Genomic DNA, 21,874 nt, shown 5'->3' with positions numbered 1-21,874 from the left:
ACGCCCGCCAGCGGGCCGCGCGAGGCCCCGGGTCAAGCCCGGGGCGCGCATCCTCCGAACCCGCCGCCGACCCCAAACCGTTCCCGAGAGGCCGAGATGAGCACCGATCCGCTGCTGCAGCCCTACCAGCTGAAGCATCTGACGCTGAAGAACCGGCTGATGATCACCAGCCACGAGCCCGCCTATCCCGAGGACGGGATGCCGAAGGCCCGCTACCGCGCCTATCACGCGGAACGGGCCCGGGCGGGGGTGGCGCTGACGATGACGGCGGGCTCGGCCTCGGTCTCGCGCGACAGCCCGCCGGTGTTCAACAACATCCTCGCCTGGAAGGACGAGGTGGTGGGATGGATGCGGGAGCTGGCGGACGAGTGTCACGAGCATGGCTGCGCGGTGATGATCCAGCTCACCCACCTCGGCCGACGCACGCGGTGGGACAAGGCCGACTGGCTGCCGGTGGTCTCGGCCGGGCATGAGCGCGAGCCCGCCCACCGCGCCTTCCCCAAGGCCGCCGAGGACTGGGACATCGCCCGCCTGATCGAGGACTATGCCGCCGCGGCCGAGCGGATGGCCGCCGCCGGCCTCGACGGCATCGAGATCCAGGCCTACGGCCACCTGATGGACCAGTTCTGGTCGCCCCTGACCAACGCGCTGGCGCCGCCCTGGGGGGGGCCGTCGCTCGACGACCGCCTGCGCTTCACGATGGAGACCCTGCGCGCCATCCGCCGGCGGGTGGGCGAGGATTTCCTCGTCGGCGTGCGCTACACCGGAGACGAGGACCTGCCCGGCGGCCTGACCAAGGCGGACGGGCTGGAGATCTCGCGTCGCCTGAAGGACTCCGGCCTGGTCGACTTCCTCAACGTCGTGCGGGGGCATATCGACACCGACGCAGGGCTCACGGACGTGATCCCGGTGCAGGGCATGGCGAGCGCGCCGCACCTGGATTTCGCGGGCGAGATCCGGGCGGCGACGCAGTTCCCCACCTTCCACGCCGCCAAGATCCAGGACGTGGCCACCGCCCGCCATGCCATCGCGTCGGGCAAGCTGGACATGGTCGGCATGACCCGCGCCCATGTCGCCGACCCCCATATCGTCGCCAAGATCCTGCGCGGCGAGGAGGACCGCATCCGCCCCTGCGTCGGCGCGAACTACTGCCTCGACCGGATCTACCAGGGGGGGATGGCGCTGTGCCTGCACAACCCCTCGACGGGGCGCGAGCTGGAACAGCCCCACGAGATCGAGCGCACCGACGCGCCCCGCCGCGTGACCGTGATCGGCGCCGGCCCCGCAGGGCTGGAGGCCGCCCGCGTCGCCTCCGCCCGCGGCCACGCCGTGACGGTGCACGAGGCCGCCCCCCGCCCCGGCGGCCAGATCCGCCTGACCGCCCTGACCGAGCGGCGGCGCGAGATGCTCAACCTGATCCAGTGGCGCATGGACGAATGCGAGCGCCAGGGCGTCGCCTTCCGCTTCAACAGTTTCGCGGATGCCGAAACCGCGCTGGCCGACGCGCCCGACGCGGTGATCGTCGCCACCGGCGGCCTGCCGCATGTCGATGTGCTGGGCGAGGGGAACGACCTCGTCGTCTCGGCCTGGGACATCCTCTCGGGCGACGCCGCGCCCGGGCGCAACGTGCTGATCTACGACGACGCCGGCGACTACCCGGCGCTGCAGGCGGCCGAAAAGCTGGCCGCCGCCGGCGCGAAGGTCGAGATCGTGGGCCGCGACCGGGCCATCGTGCCCGAGGTCATGGCGATGTCGCTGACCCCCTCGCTGCGCCTCCTCCAGGCGCTGGACGTGACCTTCACGCCCGCCTGGCGGCTCGACGCCGTGCGGCGGGACGGCAACGGGCTGACGGCGGTGCTGGGCAGCGACTACGGCCCCACGCGGCGCGAGCGGCAGGTCGACCAGGTGGTGGTCAACCACGGCACCCGCCCGCTCGACGAGCTCTATTTCGAGCTGCGGCCGGGGTCCTCGAACCTCGGCGAGGTCGACTACGAGGCGCTGATCGCCCGCCGCCCGCAGACGGTCGCCCGCAACCCCGAGGGCGCCTACCAGCTGTTCCGCATCGGTGACGCCGTCTCCGCGCGCAACACTCATGCGGCGATCTACGACGCGTTGAGGCTGGCGCGGACGCTCTGAACCGGCACGGGCGCCGCGCGCTTGGCGGGCGGAGGCGCCGCGTCGGGCGCGTCGCCCGTGGGGTCGGTCCGGCTCGCGGCGCGGGGCGGGCTTGGGCGCATGCGGCCCGGGGGACCGGGTCGGGCGGCGGGGCCTGTCCCGGCGGCTGCGACAGGCGGCGGGCCGCGAGAGGCCCCGGATCAAGTCCGGGGCGCCCGTGGGGCGGGCGTCTCGCGTGGACGGCGGGGGAGAGCCGGGCCGGGAGGCCCGGCGGGATCAGCGGCCCTCGCCCTCGGCGGCGGCGATGATCTCGCGCATGTGGGCGGCGGCCTCCTTGCCCTTCAGGGCGCGGCGCCAGAGCTCGTCGACCACCCGCTCGTGCAGGGTCACCGCCTCCTGGGTGGAGGTGATCATCGCCACGCCCAGCGAGACGTTGGGCTGTTCGCCCAGGCGGAAGGGGCTGATCGACAACGTCTTTCGGTCCCCCGCCCGGAAGATCTGGAAGCCGGTGTGGGGCAGCGTGCCCGGCACCAGGCCGATCTGCACCCCGATCGGCTCTGCCTCGATGATCGAGGCGAAATGCGCGAGCTCGGCGCGCGCCAGCGCCCGGCGCTCGGCGATCACATGCTCGCGCACGAAGGTGCGGCCGGCGAAGCCCGAGCGCACCATCCGCTCGACGTCCACCGCCGAGATCAGGTTGACGATGGCGGGCCGGCGGCGGGCGTAGATCTCCTTGCGCTCGGCGAGGATGGCGATGATCCGGGCGATGTCGGCCAGCGCCTTGTCGCGGCCGGGCATGTCCTCGGCCACCGTCTCTCGCAGGATCTCCTCGAGCATCGCCGCGAAGCGCTCGGAGGCGAGCAGGAACGAGATCGGGCCGGCCAGCACCACGATGCGGTCGGCCGTCTCCTCGAGCTGGCGCAGCCGCTCGAAATAGGTCACGGCGTTGGAGAGATATTCGATCTCCACCCCCAGCAGGGTCGCCAGCGACACCCCCAGAAGGTCGGCCAGCGAGGTCAGGGTCTCGATCTTCACGACCTCGCCCTTCTCGAACCGGTAGAGCGCGGTGCGCGAGATGCCGATGCGCTTCGCCACCTCCTCGGCGCTGAGGCCGGAGCCCAGCCGGAACGCGCGCAGCCGCTGGCCGATCTCTTCGTATTGCAGGCTCACCCGGTCCCTCCGTCTCGGTCCGGAAAACGGTATCGACGGCAAGACGCCCGCGGACAACCCCGAATCCGAAGCGGCCCGCGCCGGAATTCCATTCTTGATCGCTCGTCCTTTTTTTGGCACAGACCGAGAGCAGGCGACACGGCCTGTGCGCCGCCCGTCCCGAGCTCCGGAGCCCCGATGACCCGCCCCGCGCCCTTCGACCGTGCCGACGCCGCCCCGGGGGTCGTCGAGATCCGCGACGCCGTGCGCGCGGGCCGGGCGAGGCCGCAGGCGGCGGTCGAGGCCTGCCTCGCCCGCATCGCCGCCCGCGACGTGGCGGTGCGCGCCTTCGTCGAGGTGGGGGCCGAGGCGGCGCTGGCCGCGGCCGGGACCGCGCCGACCGACGGCCCCCTCGCCGGCGTGCCCTTCGCGGTCAAGGACGTGCTGGACGTGGCGGGGCTGCCGACCCGCATGGGCTCGCGCGCCGGCGATCCGCGCCCGGCGGCGCGGGACGCGGGCTGCGTGGGGCTGGCGCGGCTGGCGGGCGCGATCCCGCTGGGCAAGACCGTGACGGCGGAGTTCGCGGGAACCCAGCCGACTCCGGTGCTGAACCCGCGCGCGACCTCGCGCACGCCCGGGGGTTCGTCCTCGGGCTCGGCCGCGGCGGTGGCGGACGGGATGGTCCCGCTCGCCCTCGGCACCCAGACCGGCGGTTCCGTCCTGCGGCCGGCGGCCTTCTGCGGGATCGTGGGGTTCAAGCCGAGCTTCGGGCTATACCCCGTCGCGGGCATGAAGCCCGCCGCCCACAGCTTCGACACGGTCGGGATCCTGACCCGCTCTGTCGCCGACGCCGCCGCGGCGCATGCGGCGCTGGTCTCGGACGCCGAGGCCGAGGCGGCCGGCGCCCCCACGCTGGGCCTCTTCGCGAGCCACCTGCAGGAGACCGTGGAGCCGGAGACGCAGGCGGCCTTCGACGCCGCCCTCTCGCGCCTCTCCGCCGCCGGCGCCCGCATCGTCCCCGTCGCCCCGCCGCCGGGCTTCGACCGCATCACCGAGCATCGCGCCACGATCAACGCCTACGAGCGGGCCCGGGACCTCGCGGGCGAATGGCGCGCGGCCCGCGACCGCCTCTCCGACGAGACGCTGGCGGTCTGCGAGCGGGGCTTCGCGATCCCCGCCGCCGACTACCTGGCCGCGCGCGAGGCCGTGGACGCCTTCCGCGAGCGCTGCGCGGGCCTGCTCTCGGGCGTCGACGCGCTCGCCACGCCCACCGCTCCCGGCCCGGCGCCCGAGGGCCACGCCTGGGCCGGCGATCCGCGCCTGCAGGAGCTGTGGACCCTGCTGCACCTGCCGAGCCTGTCGCTGCCGATGCCCGCGGGCGCCCCCGCGCCGCTGGGCCTGCAGCTGATCGGCCCCCGCTACCGCGACCGCGCGCTGCTCTCTACCGCCCTGTGGGCCGAGGCGGCGCTCGCCTGACGCGCCCCCCCCGGGGCCCACCGCATCCGGCGCCCCTCGCCGGGCGCCATCGAAGTACCGGCGGCCGAGACCGCATCGACGGAGGAACGCATGGGCGAGCGCACCGCACCCCTCTCTCAGAACCTGCTGACCCGGCTGAGCTTTTCCGACCTGCAAAAGTTCCGCGCCGAGGGGTTCTGGGCCGAGGACACGCTTCACGACCTCGCCCGCGCCCAGGCCGAGGCCCGACCGGACGCGGTCGCGATCCGCGACGGCGGCTGCGTGCTGACCTGGGCCGAGCTGGCCGCGCTCGCCGAAACCGTCGCCGCCGACCTGCGCGCCGCGGGCCTGCGCCCGGGCGACCGGGTGGCGGCCTGGCTCTCGCCGCGGGTGGAGACGGCGGCGGTGCTGCTCGCCTGCTCGCGCGAGGGGTGGGTCTGCTGCCCCTCCCTCCACCGCAACCACACGGTCGCCGAGATCGAGGAGCTGCTGGTCCGCATGAACGCCGCCGCCCTGGTGGCCGAGACCGGCTACGGCGCCGACGCCGGGCGCGCCGACGTCTTCGCGCGGGCCGGGGCGCTGCCCTCGATGCGCCGGGTGATCGCTCTGGCGCCTCCCGCGCCGCGCTCGGCTGCGCAGATCGCGGGCGCCTTCCGCCCCACGGACGCGCCCGCGCCGCCGCCGGCCGGCGCCGCGGACCATGTGGTCTACCTCGCCTTCACCTCGGGCACGACGGGCAAGCCCAAGGGGGTCATGCATTCCAACAACACGCTGCTGGCGAACGCGCGGGCGCTGGCCGGGGACTGGGGGTTCGACGCGGCCTCGGTGATCTACACGCTCAGCCCGCTGAGCCATAACCTCGGCTTCGGGGCGATGGTGCTGGGGATCCTGACGGGCGCCGAGCTCGCCATCCACGACCTGCCCAAGGGCGCCTCGCTGCTGGCCCGCCTGCGGGAGCTGGGGGCGACCTTCGTCTTCGGCGTGCCCGCCCACGCGATGGACCTGCTGGCCGAGATCGAGGCCGCCGGCGACGCCGCCCTGCCCTCGCTGCACGGGTTCCGCATCTCCGGCGCCGCCGCGCCGCGGCCGCTGGTGGAGGGGCTGCTCTCCTACGGCGTCCGGCCCCAGAGCGGCTACGGCATGACCGAGGCCTGCTCCCACCACTACACCCTGCCCGGCGACCCGCCCGCCGCCATCGCCGGCACCTCGGGGCGCGCCTGCCCGGGCTACGAGATCGCGATCTTCGACGTCGAGGATCCCGACCGCCTCGCCCCGCAGGGCGAGATCGGCCAGATCGGCGGCCGCGGCGCCTCGCTGATGCTGGGCTATTTCGACGACCAGTCCGCGACCGAGCGCAGCTTCAACCGCGAGGGCTGGTTCCTGACCGGCGACCTCGGGCGGCTCGACCCCGAGGGCCGGCTGCAGATCACCGGCCGGATCAAGGACATCATCATCCGCGGCGGCCACAACATCCACCCCGCCCGCATCGAGGCGCTGGCCGACCGCTTCCCGGGCGTCGAGCGCGCCGCCGCCCTGCCGGTGAAGGACGAGCGGCTGGGCGAGAAGGTCTGCCTGGTCGTCATGCCCCGCAACGGCGCCGAGATCGACCCCGACGGGCTGCTCGCCCATCTCGATGCGCAGGGCCTGTCGCGCTACGACATGCCCGAGTTCTTCCTGCAGGTGCCCGAGATCCCGCTGGGCCCGTCGGGCAAGATGCTCAAGCGCGCCCTGCTGCCGGAGATCGCGGCGGGCCGCCTCGCCCCCCAGCCGATCCGCTTCCGCGGCTGAGACCGGAGGTCCCGATGAAAGCCGTGCTCATGAAAGCGGTTATGGTCCGCGACTTCGGCGCCCCCGGCCTCGCGCAGGTCGAGGAGGCGCCGGTCCCGACGCCCGGCCCCGGCGAGGTTCTGCTGCGCGTGGCCCTCGCCCCGGTGAACTTCGTCGACCTGCTGGTGATCGAGGGCAAATACCAGTTCCTGCCGCCGCGCCCCTTCTCCCCCGGCAAGGGCCCCGTCGGCACGATCGAGGCGGTGGGCGAGGGCGTGACGACCCTCGCCGCCGGCGACCGGGTGCTGGCGATGGCCGAGCAGGGGGGCTACGCCGAGTTCTGCCTCGCCCCCGCCGACCAGTGCTACGTCCTGCCCGATGCGGTGGGCTTCGAGGCGGCGGCGGCGCTGTCGCTCGCCTACGACACCGCCTGGTTCGCGCTCCACGCCCGCGGCCGGCTGGCGGAGGGCGAGACGGTGCTGGCGCTGGGCGCCTCGGGGGCGGTGGGCGACGCCACGGTGCAGCTCGCGAAGGCCGCGGGCGCGCGGGTGCTGGCGGGCGTGTCCTCGATGGCCAAGGCCGAGGCGGCGCTGGCCGCCGGCGCGGACGGGGCGGTGGACCTCTCGGCCCCCGACCTGCGCGCGTCGCTGCGCGCGCAGGTGCAGGCGCTGAACGGCGGGCGGGGCGTGGACGTGATCGTGGACCCGCTGGGCGGCGACGTCTTCGACGCGGCGGTGCGCGCGCTCGACTGGTGCGGGCGGCTGGTGGTGGTCGGCTTCGCCGCGGGGCGGATCGCCGAGCTGAAGACCAACTACCTGCTGGTCAAGAACATCGAGGTCAGCGGCCTGCAGATCTCCGACTACCGCAAACGCCGCCCCGCGCAGGTCCGCGCCTGCTTCGACGAGGTCCTCGCCCTTGCCGCCGCCGGCCGCATCGCGCCCCGCCCGGTCGCGGCCTACCCGCTCGCCGACTACGCGACGGCGATGGAGGACCTGCGCGCCCGCCGCGCCCAGGGCCGCGTGGCGCTGCGCATGGGCGAGGGCTGACAGGCCGCCGCCCTCCCCCCGACGTCTCGAGAGCCGACTCGGCCCCCGCCCCCGGCGATCCCGTCGCCGGGGGCGTCCTCGCGCGCCGTCGCTCCGCTGAAAATCCGGACAACACTGCCCAAGAAACAGGACCATTTTCGAGAGTCGTCCCAAAAACGGGATATTTCGTTGAAATCCGTTCAGGACCGTGCTTGCATCACTCCACGACGCGGAGGCCCAGCCGCGCAGGCAGAACGACGGCGGGCCGCTCGAACCAGCTGGGAGCCACGCACGATGATCCGCACCCCCCTCAAGACCGGCGCGCTGCTCGCAGCGCTCGCCGTCCCGCTCGCGCCGCTGTCGGCGGCCGAGGTCAACGAAAGCGTCTGCGGCGCCAGCCCCGGCGGGCTGTGGTCGCTGGTGGGCGCGGGCCTCGACGCCGCGCTGAAGGCCGAGGCGCCGGGCTCGGTGATGACCTACCAGACCTCCTCGGGCGGGCTCGCCAACGTGGTCCAGGTCAAGAACGGCGCCTGCGCCTTCGGCATGGCCAACGACGGCGACCTCGCCTTCGCCAAGGCCGGGACCGAGCCGTTCAAGGCCCCGGTCGAGGGGCTGCAGGCGATCGCCGTCCTCTACGACTGGGCCCCGGTGTGGTGGATCGCGCGCGCCGACGTGGCCGAGGAATACGGGCTCGAGAGCCTGGCGGACATCGCGCAGAAGAAGCCGCCGCTGCGCATCGTCTTCAACCGCAAGGGCCTGCTGACCTCGGCGATCACCGAGAGCACGCTGGAGGCGCTGGGCGTCACCATCGCCGACGTCGAGGAATGGGGCGGCTCGGTCCAGTTCCAGGCCTCGGGCGAGCAGACCGACCTGATGATCAACGGCCGCGCGGACCTGCTGGCCAACACGCTGTTCGAGGGCCACCGCTCCTTCGCCGAGATGACCGCGGCGACGCCGCTGAAGCTGCTGTCGGTGCCCGACGACGCGGCCGCGGCGGTGATCGAGAAATACTCGCTGAAGCCCTGGACGATCTCGGCCGAGGCCAATCCCGGCGGCGACGAGGCGGTGAAGACCGTCACCACCTCGATCATCCTCTTCGCCGACGCCTCGATGGACGAGGAGACGGCCTACACCGTCACCAAGGCGATGCTCGACAATCCCGACAAGATGGCCGCCGTCTCGGCCGCCATGCAGCGCTTCACCCCCGAGGGGATGAAGGACCAGTCGGTGATCGAGTTCCACCCCGGCGCCCTGCGCGCCTACCGCGAAGCCGGCCTGATGTGATCGCCGCCCGGCGCGGGAGGCCCCCGCGCAGGGCGCGAGTGCGCTTGCCCCGCGCGCCCGGCCCACCGCGGGCCGGGCGCGGCCCCGCCGGCCAGGGGCCGGCAGACCGCTTCTCCGGCCCCGGGCCGGCTGACCTGCCTCCCCGGCCTCCGGCCGGGGGACCAGCCTCCCCGGCCTCCGGCCGGGCGACTTGATCGACAGACCGGACGCTCCCACGATGCTTCTCGCCCGCCTCGCCGTGACCACCGGCGTCCGCCGCCAGTTCGGGGCCGGTCCCCTCGCCCGGATCGCGCAGGCCTTCGCCGTGGGCGTCGCGGCCTACACGATCTACGCCGCCACCTGGTCCACCTGGGACATGCTGGCGCGCACCATCGTGTTCCTGTGCCTGATGCTGACGCTGCTGTTCCTGCTGGTCGGCGCGCGCGAGCGCTCCGACCCCACGCGCCCCAGCCGCGTCGACTGGGTCCTGTCGGGGGCGAGCCTAGCCTGTCTCGCCTTCTTCGCCTGGAACATGCAGGCGGTGGCCGAGCGGATCACCCTGTTCGACCCCCTGCCGCTGAGCTGGTGGATCTTCGGCTACGGCCTGCTCGCCCTGTCGCTGGAGGCGGCGCGGCGCACGGTCGGCGTGGGGCTGACGCTGATCGTGGTGATCATCATGGCCTACAACCTGGCCGGCCATCACTTCGACGGGCCCCTGAAGCACGGCTACATCAGCTTCGCGCATTTCCTCGACGTGACCGTCTTCACCTCCGACGGGATCTTCGGCACCCCGATCCAGGTCACCGCCACCTACGCCTTCCTCTTCGTGATGTTCGGAACCCTGCTGGAGAAGGCGGGCGGCGGGGCCTTCTTCTTCGACATCGCCGCCGCCTTCACCGGCCGCCGCCCCGGCGGGCCGGCCAAGGTCGCCGTGTGCTCCTCGGGTCTGTTCGGGATGCTCTCGGGCAGCCCGACGGCGGATGTGGTGACCACCGGTTCAGTCACCATCCCGGCGATGAAGCGCCTGGGCTACGACGCGCGGCTGGCCGGCGGGGTGGAGGTCGCGGCCTCGACCGGCGGCTCGATCCTGCCGCCGGTGATGGGGTCCGCGGTCTTCATCATGGCCGAGTTCACCGCCATTCCCTACGTCGACATCGTCATCGCGGGGATCGTGCCGGCGCTGCTCTATTATCTCTGCGTGTTCCTGCAGGTGGACTTCCGCTCCCGCAAGCTGGGGCTGGACGCGCTGCCCGAGGACCGGATCCGCCGCCCCGGCCCGGTGCTGCGCGAGGGCTGGCTGTTCCTCGCGCCGCTGGGCGTGCTGTGCTGGGCGCTGGCCGAGCACTATACGCCCACCTACGTGGCGCTGTTCGGCCTCGCCTCGATCCTGGCGATCTGGGCGATCCGGTTCCGGACGTTCTCCCTGCGCGCGCTCTACGACGGGATCGGGCAGACGACGCTGTCGATGGTGGCGGTCACCGGGGCCTGCGCGGCGGCGGGGATGGTGATCGGCGGGATCACCATGACCGGGCTCGCCGGCAAGGTGGCCGAGCTGCTGGTGCTGATCGCCGGCTCCTCGACCCTGCTGACGCTGCTGATCGCGGGGGCCATGACCATCCTGCTGGGCATGGGGATGCCGACGCCGGCCGCCTATGCGCTGGCCGCCGCCCTGCTGGGGCCGACGCTGACGGGGGAATACGGGTTCTCGCTGATGCAAGCGCATCTGTTCCTGCTCTATTATGCGGTGCTCTCGGCGATGACGCCGCCGGTGGCGGTCGCGGCCTATGCGGCGGCGGGCATCGCGGGGGCGAATCCCATCGCCATCGCCGCCACCGCCTGCAAGATGGCCGTGGCGGCCTTCGTGCTGCCCTTCGCCTTCATGTATGGACCGGGCGTGCTGCTGATGGCCGACCTGCCCTCGATCGTCACCGCCATCGTCACCACCACCGCCGCGGTGGTGCTGATCTCGATGGCGGCCGAGGGCTTCGTGCGCCGGCCCCTGCCCGGGGTCACGCGGCTCGCCTTCGCCGTCGGCGCGCTGTTCCTGCTGGCGCCGGGCGTGGTCGCCGGCCTGATCGGGGCGGCGCTGGCCGCGGCCGGCGGGCTCTTCGCCCGGCGAAGCTTCGCGTCGGAGGCGGCGGAGGTTCCCGATGCCCGCTGACGCCCTGCCCGCCGGGGCCCGCAACCGCCGAAGCTGGATCGGCCGCTCGGTCCCCCGGCTGGAGGACGGCCCGCTGGTCCGGGGCGAGGGCCGCTTCGTCGCCGACCTCTCCTTCCCCGGGGAGCTGCACGCCCGCGTCGTCCGCTCCCCCTACGCCCACGGCCGGATCGTGGCGATCGACGTCGAGGAGGCCCGCGCCGCCCCCGGCGTCGTCGCCGTCTGGACCGCCGGGGACCTGGGCGCCCTGCCCCCGATCCCCTTCCGCGCCACCGCCATCCAGGGGCTGGAGCCCTACTGCCAGCCCGCCCTCGCCCGCGACGTCGTCCGCTACGTCGGCGAGCCCGTGGCGCTCGTCGTCGCCGACGACCCCTACCGCGCCGAGGACGCCGCCGAGCTGGTGATGGTGGAGGTCGAGGACCTTCCCCCCGCCCTCTCGGCCGTCGAGCCCCCCTCCGACTGGGCGCCGGGCCTCTCGACCGAGCCCACCGTGATCCGCAAGGGCTACGGCGAGGTCGACGCCGCCTTCGCCGGGGCCGCGCATGTGGTCGAGCTCGACCTCTCCATCGGCCGCCACTCGGCGGTGATGCTGGAGACGCGCGGGCTGCTCGCCCGCTTCGACGCGGCGCGGGGCGTGCTGGAACTGCACGGCGCCGCCAAGCGCCCGCACTGGAACCGCGACCGGCTGGCGGAGCTGTTCGACCTGCCCCCCTCGGCCGTCGAGCTCTATGAGAACCACGTCGGCGGCGGCTTCGGCGTGCGCGGCGAGATCTACCCCGAGGACCTGCTGGTCTGTTTCGCCGCCCTGCGCCTGCGCCGCCCGGTCAAGTGGATCGAGGACCGGCGCGAGCACATGATGGCCGCCAACCACTCGCGCGAGCAGACCCACGCCATCCGCGCCGCGGTGGACGGCGAGGGCCGGCTGCTGGCGATCGACGAGGTCCTGCACCACGACCAGGGCGCCTATGTGCGCACCCACGGCGCGCGGGTCGCCGACATGACCATCGGCCTGCTGCTGGGCCCCTACCGGGTTCCCGCCTACCGCGCCGTCGCCCATTACCGCCTGACCAACAAGACCCCCGCCGCCACCTACCGCGCGCCGGGGCGCTTCGAAGGCTCCTTCGTGCGCGAACGGCTGATGGACGCCATCGCCCAGCGCCTGTCGCTGGATCCCGCCGAACTGCGCCGCCGCAACCTGATCGCGCCCGAGGAGATGCCCTACGAGCGCGGCCTCTCGGCGCTGGAATCCGAGGTGATCCTCGACTCCGGCCTCTACGACGACCTGCTGACCCGGGCGCTGGATTTCTCGGGCTACGCCGGGATGCAGGCCGCCTGCGCCCGGCGCCGGGAGGCCGGCGAGGCGGTCGGCTGCGGTCTTGCGATGTTCGTGGAGAAGAGCGGCCTCGGCCCCTCGGAACTTGTGGAAATCTCCGTCGACGCCGCGGGCTGGGTCGAGGTGCTGACCGGCGCCGCCTCGGTCGGCCAGGGGATGGAGACCGCGGTCGCCCAGATCGTCGCCGAGACGCTGGGCTGCGACTACCGCCGGGTCCGGGTCCTGCATGGCGACACCGCCCGCATCCCCTTCGGCTTCGGCGCCCACGCCTCCCGCGTCACGGTGATGACCGGCGAGGCCGCCCGCCGCGCCGCCGAGGCCGTGCGCGACAAGGCCCTGGAGTTCGCCGCCGCCCTGCTGGGCGAGCCTGCGGACACCCTCGACCTGATCGAGGGCCAGGCCTCCGCCCCCTCCGGCGCCTCGATCCCGCTTGGCGTGCTGGCGGCGAAGCTGGGGCCGGCCTCGGCGGATCGCGGCGAGCGCGAGCCCGGCCTTTCCGCCTCCGCCTGGTTCCACTCGAAGCACATGAACTACCCCTACGGCGTGCACATCGCCCAGGCCGCGGTGGACCGCGAGACGGGAGGCGTGCGGATCGAGCGCTATGCGGTCGCCTACGACGTCGGCCGCGCGGTGAACCCGGCGATGGTCGAGGGGCAGATCCAGGGCGGCCTCGCCCAGGGCCTGGGCGGCGCCCTGTTCGAGGAATTCGCCTACGATCCCGACGGCCAGCCCCTGTCGGTGACCTTCCAGGACTACCTGATGGTGACGGCCGCCGAGATGCCCCCGCTCGACGTGCTGATCCGGGAGGATGCACCCTCGCCCCTCAATCCGCTGGGCCTGAAGGGCGCGGGCGAGGCCGGCGTGAACGCCGCCGGCGCGGCGGTGGCGGCGGCCATCGACGACGCCCTCCAGCGCCCCGGCTTCGTCACCCGCCTGCCGATGACGCCCCAGCGCCTGCGCGCCGCGCTGAAGGCCGCGCCATGACCCGCGCCCCCGGCAAGCTTTTCGGCCGCTCCGTCCCCCGGATCGAGGACCGCGCCCTGGTCTCCGGCCGCGGCCGCTACCTCGACGATCTCGCGCCCGAGGGCTGCCTCGCCGCCGCCTTCGTGCGCAGCCCCTACGCGCACGCGATCATCGAGGGCATCGACGCGGCCGAGGCGCGCGCCCTCCCCGGCGTCCACGCGGTGCTCACGCTTGCCGACCTGCGCGCCGTCCTGACCTCCGACCGCCTCGTCACCGCCCTGCCCTCCCCCGCTTTCGCCTTCCAGCTCGACCGCCCCGTCCTGGTCGACGCCGAGACCGTCCATGTCGGCGAGCCCGTGGCGCTGGTGATCGCCGACACCCGCGCGCTCGCCGAGGACGCCGCCGAGCTGGTGGAGGTCGACTACGCCCCCCTCCCCGCCGTCGCCGACGCGGTCGCGGGGCTGGCCGAGGGCGCCCCCTCCGCGCACCGCGACCTGCCCCACAACCGCGTCGCCCGCTTCGGCTTCGACTACGGCCCTGTCGACGCCGCCTTCGCCTCCGCCCCCCATGTCGTGCAGGGCGCCTACCAGGTGCACCGGGGCGGGGCGCATTCGCTGGAGGGGCGGGGCGTGCTCTCCCGCCCCGACGCGCTGACCGGGCGGCTGGAGGTGTGGTCCTCCACCCAGACCCCGCACGCCCTGCGCCGTGCGCTGGCGGGCCTGCTGGGGCGGGAGGAGGAGGCCGTCCTCGTGACCGCCCCCGACCTCGGCGGCGGCTTCGGGCCGAAGCTGGTGACGTATCCGGAGGAGATCGCGGTCGCCGCCGCCTCCCTGCTGCTGTCCCGCCCGGTGAAATGGGTCGAGGACCGGCGCGAGCATTTCCTCTCCACCTGCCAGGAGCGGGACCAGGACTGGACCATGGAGATGGCGCTGGATGCGGAGGGGCGTATCCTCGGCATCCGCGGGACGCTGGTGCATGACCACGGCGCCTACACGCCGCGGGGTCTGAACGTGGCCTACGGGGCGGGGGTGACTCTGCCGATGCCCTACAACGTGCCGGCCTACCGGCTCGACATCCAGGTGGCGCTGACCAACAAGGTCCCCGTCACCCCGATCCGCGGCGCCGGCCAGCCCCAGGGCGCCTTCGTGATGGAGCGTCTGCTGGACCGCGCGGCCATGGCGCTGGGGCTCCCGCGAGACGAGATCCGCCGCCGCAACCTCGTCCGCCCCGAGCAGATGCCCTGCGAAAAACCGATGCGCATGCGCGGCGGCGAGGCCGCGGCGCTCGACAGCGGCGACTACCCGGCCACCCAGGCCGAGGCGCAGGCGGCCGCCGACTGGGCCGGTTTTCCGACACGCCAGGCCGAGGCCCGGGCGCAGGGCCGCCGGCGGGGCATCGGGATCGCCAACTACGTCGAGGGCACCGGCCGCGGGCCCTATGAGACCGCGACCGTGCGCATCGCGCGGTCGGGCCGGGTGCTGATCTCGACCGGCGCCGCCGCCATGGGCCAGGGCACCGCCACGATGATCGCCCAGGTGGCGGGCGAGCAGCTGGGCGGCGACCTCTCGCGGATCGACGTGACCTGCGGGGATACGCGCCAATCCCTGGGCTTCGGCGGCTTCAACAGCCGCCAGACGGTGACCGCCGGGGCCTCGGCTCATGCCGCGGCGCTGGAGGTGCGGGGGAAGCTGCTGAAGGTCGCCTCGCACCTGCTGGAGGTCTCGCCCGACGACCTCGACATCGCCGGCGACCGGGTGGCGATCAAGGGGGCGGAGGATCGGTTCCGGACCTTCGCCCAGCTCGCCGCCGCCGCCGCCGGCCTGCCCGGGTTCCCCCTGCCGGGCATCGACACGCCGGGGCTGGAGGCCTCGGCCCAGGTCGACGTCCCCGCCATGGCCTATTCCAACGGCACGGCCGTGGCCGAGGTCGAGGTCGACCCCGACACCGGCCGGGTGCGCGTCCTGAACCTGGTCCTCGCCCATGACTGCGGGGTGATGGTCAACCCGATGACCGTCGAGGGCCAGGTGGCGGGCGGCGTCGCCCACGGGCTCGGCGGCGCGCTCTACGAACGCATGATCTTCGACGAGGACGCCCAGCCCCTGACCGCCACGCTGGCCGACTACCTGATGGTCACCGCCGCCGAGATGCCGCCCCTCCAGATCCTCCACCGCGAGAGCCCCAGCCCCCTGAACGTGCTGGGCCTGAAGGGCGTGGGCGAGAGCGGGGTGATCCCGATCGCCGCCGCGGTGCTGTCGGCCGTCGACGACGCCTGCGCCGACCTCGGCCTTCACGCCGCCCGGGCGCCGCTGTCGCCCGCCGACCTCCGCGCCCTGATGCGCGCAGCCAGGAGCGCCGCATGACCGCTCGCCCCGAGGCCCTTCTGGCCGACCTCGCCCTCCTGCACCGCCTGCTGGTGGCGCAGGGCGTGCTGGACGCCTTCGGGCATGCCTCGGTCCGCGATCCCTCGGACCCGGGCGTGTTCTGGCTGACCGCCGCCCAGCCGCCCAGCGCCACGCGGGCCGCGGACTTCCTGCCCCACGACCTTTCGGGAGGCGTCCGCGCCGAGGCGCCCGGCCCCCTCTTCGCCGAACGCTGGATCCATGCCGAGGTCTACGCCCAGCGCCCGGACGTGCACGCCGTCGTCCACCACCACGCGCCCGCGATCCTGCCCTTCTGCCTGTCGGACGTGCCGCTGGTCCCGGTCAGCCAGACCGGCGGCTGGATGGGGGGCGCGGTCCCGGTCTGGGACTCGGCCACGCATTTCGGGGACACGGGGATGCTGGTCTGCGACCCCGCGCAGGCGGCCTGCCTCGCCCAGACGCTGGGGAACGCGCCGATGGCGCTGATGCGGGGACATGGCGCGGTGGTGGTGGCCGCCGACCCGCGCGAGCTCGCCTTCCGTGCCGTCCACGCCTGCCGCGACGCCGACCACCAGCGCCGCGCCCGGGCGCTTGGCGGCGCCTTCCGCCCCCTCTCCCCCGGCGAGGCGGCCCAGTCCGGCGCCGTCGCCCGCGGCGCGATCGAGCGCTGCTGGAGCCACTGGACCGCCGATCTCTCCTCCACCTCAGGAGCCCCAGAATGAAGCCCGCCCCCTTCATCCTCCACCGCCCGGGCAGCGTGGCCGAGGCGGTGAGCCTGCTCGCCGCCACCGCGGAGGAGGGCGGGCTGATCCTCGCCGGCGGCCAGACCCTGACGCCGATGATGGCGCTGCGGGTGGCCTTCCCGCCGGACGTGATCGACATCAACGCCATCCCCGGCCTCGACCGGGTGGAGGAGGCCGAGGGCGCCCTGCGCATCGGCGCCGCGGCCCGCCACACCGCCTTCCGCCGGCCGGTCACGGCCAACCCGCTGGGCGCGCTGCTCTCGGACGTCTGCCGCCACATCGCCCACGTCCCGATCCGCGAGCGGGGGACGTTCTGCGGCAGCCTCTGCCACTCCGACCCCGCCTCCGAGTGGTGCCTGGTCGCCGCCGCCCTCGACGCGAGCTTGCACCTCGAGGGCCCCGAGGGCCCCCGCGACGTCGCCGCCGCCGACTGGTTCGAGGGCCCGATGACCACCGCGCGCGAGCCGGAAGAGATGCTGACCGCCGTCTCCCTTCCCCTGCTGGCCCCCGCCGCCCGCCACGGCTTCTACGAGTTCAACCGCCGCGCCGGCGATTTCGCCCTGGGCATGGCGCTGGCGGTGGTCACGCTGGACGGCGGGCTGATGAAAGACGTCCGCCTCGGCCTCGGCGCCGTCGAGGACCGCCCCCGCCGCCTGGCCCAGGCCGAGGCGATGCTGGAGGGCCAGCCGCCCTCCGAGGCGCTGTTCGCCGAGGTCGCCGAGGCGGTCATGCCCGGCCTCGACCCGATGGGCGACCCCGCCACCCCCGCCGACTACCGCCGCGACCTGGCCGGGACCGCGATCCGCCGCGCCCTCGCCGCCGCCCTGACCGCCCAGAGCCCCGCATGAGCAAGCATCCCGTCACCCTGACCGTGAACGGCCGGCCTCACGCGATCGAGGTGGAGCATAGAAAAACCCTCGCCGACGCGCTGCGCGAGGACTGCCGCCTGACCGGCACGCACCTGGGCTGCGAGCATGGCGTCTGCGGCGCCTGCACGGTGATCGTCGACGGCGCCCCCGTCCGGTCCTGCCTGATGTTCGCCCACCAGGCCGAGGGCGCGCAGATCCGCACCGTCGAGGGCCTGGCCGAGGGCGAGACGCTGCATCCCCTCCAGCAGAGCTTCATCGACCACCACGCCCTGCAGTGCGGCTTCTGCACGCCCGGCTTCCTGATGCTGGCGGTGGCGGCGCTGGAGCGGGACCCGGAGATGAGCGACGAGGAGCTGGTCGAGGTCCTCTCCTCCAACCTCTGCCGCTGCACGGGCTATGTGAACATCCTCAAGGCGGTGCGCGCCTGGGCCGGGGCCCGGACCGCCGCCCCCGCCTGAAGGGAACCGCCATGCCGATGATCGACCTCAAGACCCACGACCGCTTCGGCTTCTCGGCCCTGCCCGACCGGCCGGATTTCTCCTGGCCGGAGGGCAAGCGCCTCGCGGTCTGCATCTGCAACAACATCGAGGTGTTCAGCTACCTCGACGGGCTGGGCTCGGACAGCGCCCAGGTCGGGGCGCCGCAGACCACCCGCAACTACGCCTGGCGGGAATACGGCAACCGGGTCGGGCAGTGGTATCTGTTTGACCTGCTGGACGAGCTGGGGTTTCCGGCCTCGCACAACTTCAACTCGCTGCTGCTCGACCGCCACGCCCGCATCGCCGAGCGGATCCTGGAGCGGGGCGACGAGTTCGTCGGCCACGGCCGCACCAACGCCGAGCGGCAGGACACGCTGCCCGAAGCCGAGGAACGCGCCCTGATCGAGGAGAGCCTCGCGGCGATCCGCGCCTTCGCCGGGACCGCGCCGAAGGGCTGGCTTGGCCCGTATCTCGCCCAGACCCCGGTGACGCTCGACCTGCTGAAGGAGGCGGGGCTGGACTATGTGCTCGACTGGCCCGCCGACGACCAGCCGTTCTGGATGCGCACCCGCTCGGGGCCGCTGCTCTCGGTGCCCTATTCCATCGAGGTCAACGACAGCCCGGCCATGGTGTTCCGCCAGCAGGGCGCCGCGGATTTCGAGCGGATGATGGTCGACCAGTTCGACGAGATGCTGTTCCAGTCCGGGAAATACCCGCTGGTCTACACGATCGTCCTGCACCCGTTCGTCATCGGCCAGCCCTACCGCCTGCGCGCCCTGCGCCGGGCGCTGGCCCATGTCGCGGCCTTCCGCGACAAGCTGTGGATCACCACGCCGGGCCAGGTGGCGGCGCACTACGCCTCCCTCCACCCGCCGGCTTGAGAGGCGCGCCGCCCGCCCCACGCGCGCCCCAGGCCTGACCCGGGGCCTCTGCGAGACGCCCGCGCCGGACGCCGTGGAGGACGGCGGGCACGAGGCCCCGGGTCAGGCCCGGGGCGCGCTCGGCCGGCGAGGTTTCAGCCGGGCTTGAAGCCCAGCGCCTCCCGGAACCGGGTCTTGAGATACGGCGCGTCCCGCGTCGGCAACGAGCGGGGGGGCGCCTCGACCCCGATCTTCACCACGAAGAGGCGGGGGCCGTTGGCGGGCTCCGCCAGGCGGGCGCCCAGCGTTTCGACCTCCGAGAGGCTGCGCGCGACGGCGGTCTCGGCGAAGCCGCAGGCGCGGGCGACCTCGGCCATGTCCACGCCCCGGCCGGTGTGGGAGGGCTGGGCGCCGGTCTCGGCGTAGTGCTCGTTGTCCAGCACCACCACAGTCAGGTTCGAGGGCTTGGCGGCCCCGATGGTGGCCAGCGCGCCCAGCGCCATCAACTGCTCGCCGTCGCCGGTCAGGGCGATCACCCGGCGGGCGGGCTGCGCCTGGGCGACGCCCAGCGCCACCATCGCGGCGCCGCCCATGGCGCCCCACAGGTAGAAGTTCTCCGGCACGTCGCCGGCGGCGTGCAGGTCCCAGGTCGGCGAGCCGAGGCCGCTGACCACCAGGGCCCGGGCCTCGCCCTCTCCGCGCTCCGCCAGCAGGGCGGCGACGGCGGCGCGACGCTCGACGGTCTGGCTCACCATGTCTTCGCTCCCAGCAGCTTCTGTCCCAGCAGCACGGCGATGCGCTGGTCGGCCCCGTAGGCCATCGCGGCAGCCTGGGCGACGGTGGGGGCCACGTCCTGCGCGGCCTCGACCCGCAGCACGGTCATGCCCATCGCCTCCAGCGTCGGCTGGACCGCGCGGCTCATCGGGACCTGCCAGGGATTGAACTCGCCCCACTCGCCCCGCATCGTCACCAGCATCAGCAGCGGCATCCGCGCCTGCGCCGGCAGCGACAGCATGTTGATGCAGTTGCCGACGCCCGAGGACTGCATCAGCACCACCGAGCGCATCCCGCCGAGCCAGGCGCCGCAGGCCAGCGCCACCCCCTCCTCCTCGGTCGAGAGCATCACCTCGATCGCCTCGGGATCCTGCTGGAAGCGGCGGATCAGCTCGGCATGGCCCGCGTCGGGCACGTAGGAGGCATGGCGCACGCCGGCGCTTTTCAGCGCGGCGTAGAGCTGGGCGGGCCAGGCGGCCGCCTCGGTGGACAGGGGTGGGGCGTCGGTCAATTCGGTCCTCCCGTCAGGCGCCGCGGCCGGCGCCGCGCGCGGCGCAGGGGACGTCCGTGCGGCTTCGCCCTCGCCGGGGCGTTCACGGCGCAGCCTAGGGCGCCCGGCGCGCGGGGGGGAAGCCTTGTCGGCGCGAACTGTCGACGATTGCTCTCGACATCCACCGGCCGGCCGGTCCACTTTCGGCCGCCCTCCTTCCGCCGCGGCCCTGCCGGCGGCGGTTTCCTTCCCGACGCCCGACGCCCTGCCGCGCCGCGCCCCCCAAGACCCTGGAGCCAAGACCGATGAACGGCGCCGACCTTCTCTGCGACACGCTGCTGGCGAACGACGTGGACGTGTGCTTCTCCAACCCCGGCACGTCCGAAATGCACTTCGTCGCGGCCCTCGACCGCAAGCCCCAGCTCCGCTGCGTGCTGGGCCTGTTCGAGGGCGTGGTGACCGGCGCCGCCGACGGCTACGCACGCATGGCCGACAAGCCGGCGGTGACGCTGCTGCACACGGGGCCGGGCCTCGCCAACGGTCTGGCGAACATGCACAACGCCCGGCGCGCGCGCACGCCGATGATCAACGTGCCGGGCGACCATGCCTCGTGGCACCTGGCCGCCGACGCGCCGCTGACCTCGGACATCGACGGGCTGGCCTGGCCGATGTCGCACTGGGTCGGGCGCGCCACCTCGCCCGAGGACGTGGGCCCGAAGACGGAAGAAGCCTGGACCCAGTCCATCGCCACCCGCGGCCCCGTCACCCTGATCCTGCCCGCCGACTCCGCCTGGGGCGAGGTCGAGGCGCGCACCCCCTCCAAGCTGCCGATGCCGGTCCCGCCCGCCATCGACGAGGGCCCGCTGAAGGCCGCCGCCCAGGCGCTGAAGTCCGGCAAGCGCTGCGCGCTGTTCCTGCAGCACCGCGCGCTGCGCGAGCGGGCGCTGGAGTGGGCGGGCCGCATCGCGCTGGCGACCGGCGCCGACCTCTTCCACCCCCAGTCCGACCGCGGCCAGCGCGGCGCCGGCCGGGTGGCCGTGCGGATGACCCCCTACAACGTCGACATGGCGATCCAGGCGCTGGAGCATGTCGAGGTCGCGATCTGCATCGGCGCGAAGAAGCCGGCGGTGTTCTTCGGCTACCCCGGCAAGCCCTCCTCGCCGCTGCCCGACGCGGCGGAGGTGATCCAGGTCGCCGAGCACGAGCATGATCTCGAGGCCGCGCTGCAGCAGCTCGCCGAGGCCATCGGCCTGACCGCCAAGTCCCCCTTCAAGGCCAACGCCTTCGTGCAGAACGAGATCGCCGAGCCCACCGGCGCCCTGACGCCGGCCACCATCGCCGCCGCCGTGGCCCGGCGCCTGCCTCAGAACGCGATCGTGGTCGAGGAGTCGGTGACCTCCGCCGGCCCGCTGGCGGCGCTCTCCCCCGGCCTGCACCCCCACGACCACCTGCCCCTCACCGGCGGCGCCATCGGCGAGGGCATCCCGCTCGCCATCGGCGCCGGCATCGCCTGCCCCGACCGCAAGGTGGTGGCGATGCAGGCCGACGGCTCGGGCATGTACACGGTGCAGGGCCTGTGGACCCAGGCGCGCGAGGAGCTGGACGTGGTCACCATCGTCTACGCCAACCGCAAGTACGCGATCCTGCAGGGCGAGATGCGCAACGTCGGCGTCAACGACTTCGGCGAGAACGCCCGGCGGATGCTGGACCTGGACCGTCCCGACCTCGACTGGGTGCTGATGGCGAAGGGCATGGGCGTCGACGGCGGCCGCGCCGAGACGATCGAGGAGTTCTGCAAGCTCCTCGACCACGCCATGAAGACCAAGGGCCCGTTCCTGATCGAAGCCCGGATCTGACTCTTCGCAATCCTCCCCGGCCCTCGGGCCGGGGATTCCCGGGCCCACAGGCGCCCTGCGGGCGGGCTTGGGCCCGTGGCGGGCGCGGCGCCCTTCCGGCAAGGCCCGCGCCCCCTGCCGGCCGTCGGGGGCCCCGGGTCAAGCCCGGGCGCCCTCCCCCCTGCCCCCAGACGCAACGTCTGCGGCGCCGGCGCGCGCCGGGCCGGTGGGCGGGG

General features: G+C 73.9%; 16 protein-coding genes. 13 read left to right on the top strand and 3 right to left on the bottom strand.

Annotated features, from left to right (window positions below):
- The first annotated feature begins 96 nt into the window (after positions 1-96).
- A complete protein-coding gene (locus tag BM064_RS21510; protein WP_092863702.1) occupies positions 97-2,136 on the top strand; it encodes an NADH:flavin oxidoreductase in 2,040 nt (679 codons plus the stop codon).
- A 255-nt stretch (positions 2,137-2,391) separates the two neighbouring features.
- Here BM064_RS21510 and BM064_RS21505 read toward each other — a convergent pair whose 3' ends face one another.
- Complete coding sequence (locus BM064_RS21505; protein WP_092863699.1) at positions 2,392-3,285, bottom strand: helix-turn-helix domain-containing protein; 894 nt, start codon at positions 3,283-3,285, stop codon at positions 2,392-2,394.
- 177 nt (positions 3,286-3,462) lie between these two features.
- On the opposite strand from BM064_RS21505, the gene BM064_RS21500 reads away from it, so the two are divergent.
- The 11 genes from BM064_RS21500 (at position 3,463) to BM064_RS21450 (ending at position 18,560) form a co-directional block, all read left to right on the top strand.
- The gene (locus tag BM064_RS21500; protein ID WP_092863696.1) at positions 3,463-4,740 is read left to right on the top strand and encodes an amidase; all 1,278 of its coding nucleotides are present in this window, start codon (positions 3,463-3,465) and stop codon (positions 4,738-4,740) included.
- Between the two features lie 90 nt (positions 4,741-4,830).
- The gene (locus BM064_RS21495) at positions 4,831-6,507 is read left to right on the top strand and encodes a class I adenylate-forming enzyme family protein (protein WP_092863693.1); all 1,677 of its coding nucleotides are present in this window, start codon (positions 4,831-4,833) and stop codon (positions 6,505-6,507) included.
- Between the two features lie 14 nt (positions 6,508-6,521).
- Positions 6,522-7,532: an NADPH:quinone oxidoreductase family protein gene (locus BM064_RS21490; protein WP_092863690.1), complete on the top strand. Its 1,011-nt coding sequence runs from the start codon at positions 6,522-6,524 to the stop codon at positions 7,530-7,532.
- 273 nt (positions 7,533-7,805) lie between these two features.
- Positions 7,806-8,795: a TAXI family TRAP transporter solute-binding subunit gene (locus BM064_RS21485; protein ID WP_092863687.1), complete on the top strand. Its 990-nt coding sequence runs from the start codon at positions 7,806-7,808 to the stop codon at positions 8,793-8,795.
- 217 nt (positions 8,796-9,012) lie between these two features.
- Positions 9,013-10,935: a TRAP transporter permease gene (locus BM064_RS21480; protein WP_092863684.1), complete on the top strand. Its 1,923-nt coding sequence runs from the start codon at positions 9,013-9,015 to the stop codon at positions 10,933-10,935.
- Positions 10,925-13,249: a xanthine dehydrogenase family protein molybdopterin-binding subunit gene (locus tag BM064_RS21475; RefSeq protein ID WP_092863681.1), complete on the top strand. Its 2,325-nt coding sequence runs from the start codon at positions 10,925-10,927 to the stop codon at positions 13,247-13,249. Before BM064_RS21480 ends, BM064_RS21475 begins: the two co-directional genes overlap by 11 nt.
- Positions 13,246-15,588, top strand: a complete 2,343-nt coding sequence (locus BM064_RS21470; protein ID WP_092863678.1) for a xanthine dehydrogenase family protein molybdopterin-binding subunit — start codon at positions 13,246-13,248, stop codon at positions 15,586-15,588. Before BM064_RS21475 ends, BM064_RS21470 begins: the two co-directional genes overlap by 4 nt.
- Positions 15,585-16,310 carry a class II aldolase/adducin family protein gene (locus BM064_RS21465; protein ID WP_092863675.1) on the top strand — a complete coding sequence of 242 codons (726 nt, stop codon included), beginning with the start codon at positions 15,585-15,587 and terminating at the stop codon, positions 16,308-16,310. Before BM064_RS21470 ends, BM064_RS21465 begins: the two co-directional genes overlap by 4 nt.
- Positions 16,307-17,179: an FAD binding domain-containing protein gene (locus tag BM064_RS21460; RefSeq protein ID WP_092863672.1), complete on the top strand. Its 873-nt coding sequence runs from the start codon at positions 16,307-16,309 to the stop codon at positions 17,177-17,179. The genes BM064_RS21465 and BM064_RS21460 overlap by 4 nt, the downstream gene beginning before the upstream one ends.
- Positions 17,176-17,658 (top strand): (2Fe-2S)-binding protein, encoded by a 483-nt coding sequence (locus tag BM064_RS21455; RefSeq protein WP_092863670.1) that lies wholly within the window; start codon positions 17,176-17,178, stop codon positions 17,656-17,658. Before BM064_RS21460 ends, BM064_RS21455 begins: the two co-directional genes overlap by 4 nt.
- Positions 17,659-17,669: 11 nt before the next feature.
- Complete coding sequence (locus tag BM064_RS21450) at positions 17,670-18,560, top strand: polysaccharide deacetylase family protein (protein WP_092863667.1); 891 nt, start codon at positions 17,670-17,672, stop codon at positions 18,558-18,560.
- A 134-nt stretch (positions 18,561-18,694) separates the two neighbouring features.
- On the opposite strand, the gene BM064_RS21445 is transcribed toward BM064_RS21450, so the two are convergent.
- A complete protein-coding gene (locus BM064_RS21445; protein WP_092863664.1) occupies positions 18,695-19,294 on the bottom strand; it encodes a thiamine pyrophosphate-dependent enzyme in 600 nt (199 codons plus the stop codon).
- A complete protein-coding gene (locus tag BM064_RS21440; protein WP_092863662.1) occupies positions 19,288-19,824 on the bottom strand; it encodes a thiamine pyrophosphate-binding protein in 537 nt (178 codons plus the stop codon). The genes BM064_RS21445 and BM064_RS21440 overlap by 7 nt, the downstream gene beginning before the upstream one ends.
- A 284-nt stretch (positions 19,825-20,108) precedes the next feature.
- On the opposite strand from BM064_RS21440, the gene BM064_RS21435 reads away from it, so the two are divergent.
- The gene (locus BM064_RS21435; RefSeq protein WP_092863659.1) at positions 20,109-21,659 is read left to right on the top strand and encodes an acetolactate synthase large subunit; all 1,551 of its coding nucleotides are present in this window, start codon (positions 20,109-20,111) and stop codon (positions 21,657-21,659) included.
- The last annotated feature ends 215 nt before the right edge of the window (positions 21,660-21,874 follow it).

This window comes from Albimonas pacifica (genome assembly GCF_900113695.1).
Lineage (GTDB): Bacteria > Pseudomonadota > Alphaproteobacteria > Rhodobacterales > Rhodobacteraceae > Albimonas > Albimonas pacifica.
The sequence above is the reverse complement of the archived record's forward strand: the minus strand, read 5'-3'. Positions and strand labels throughout refer to the sequence as shown.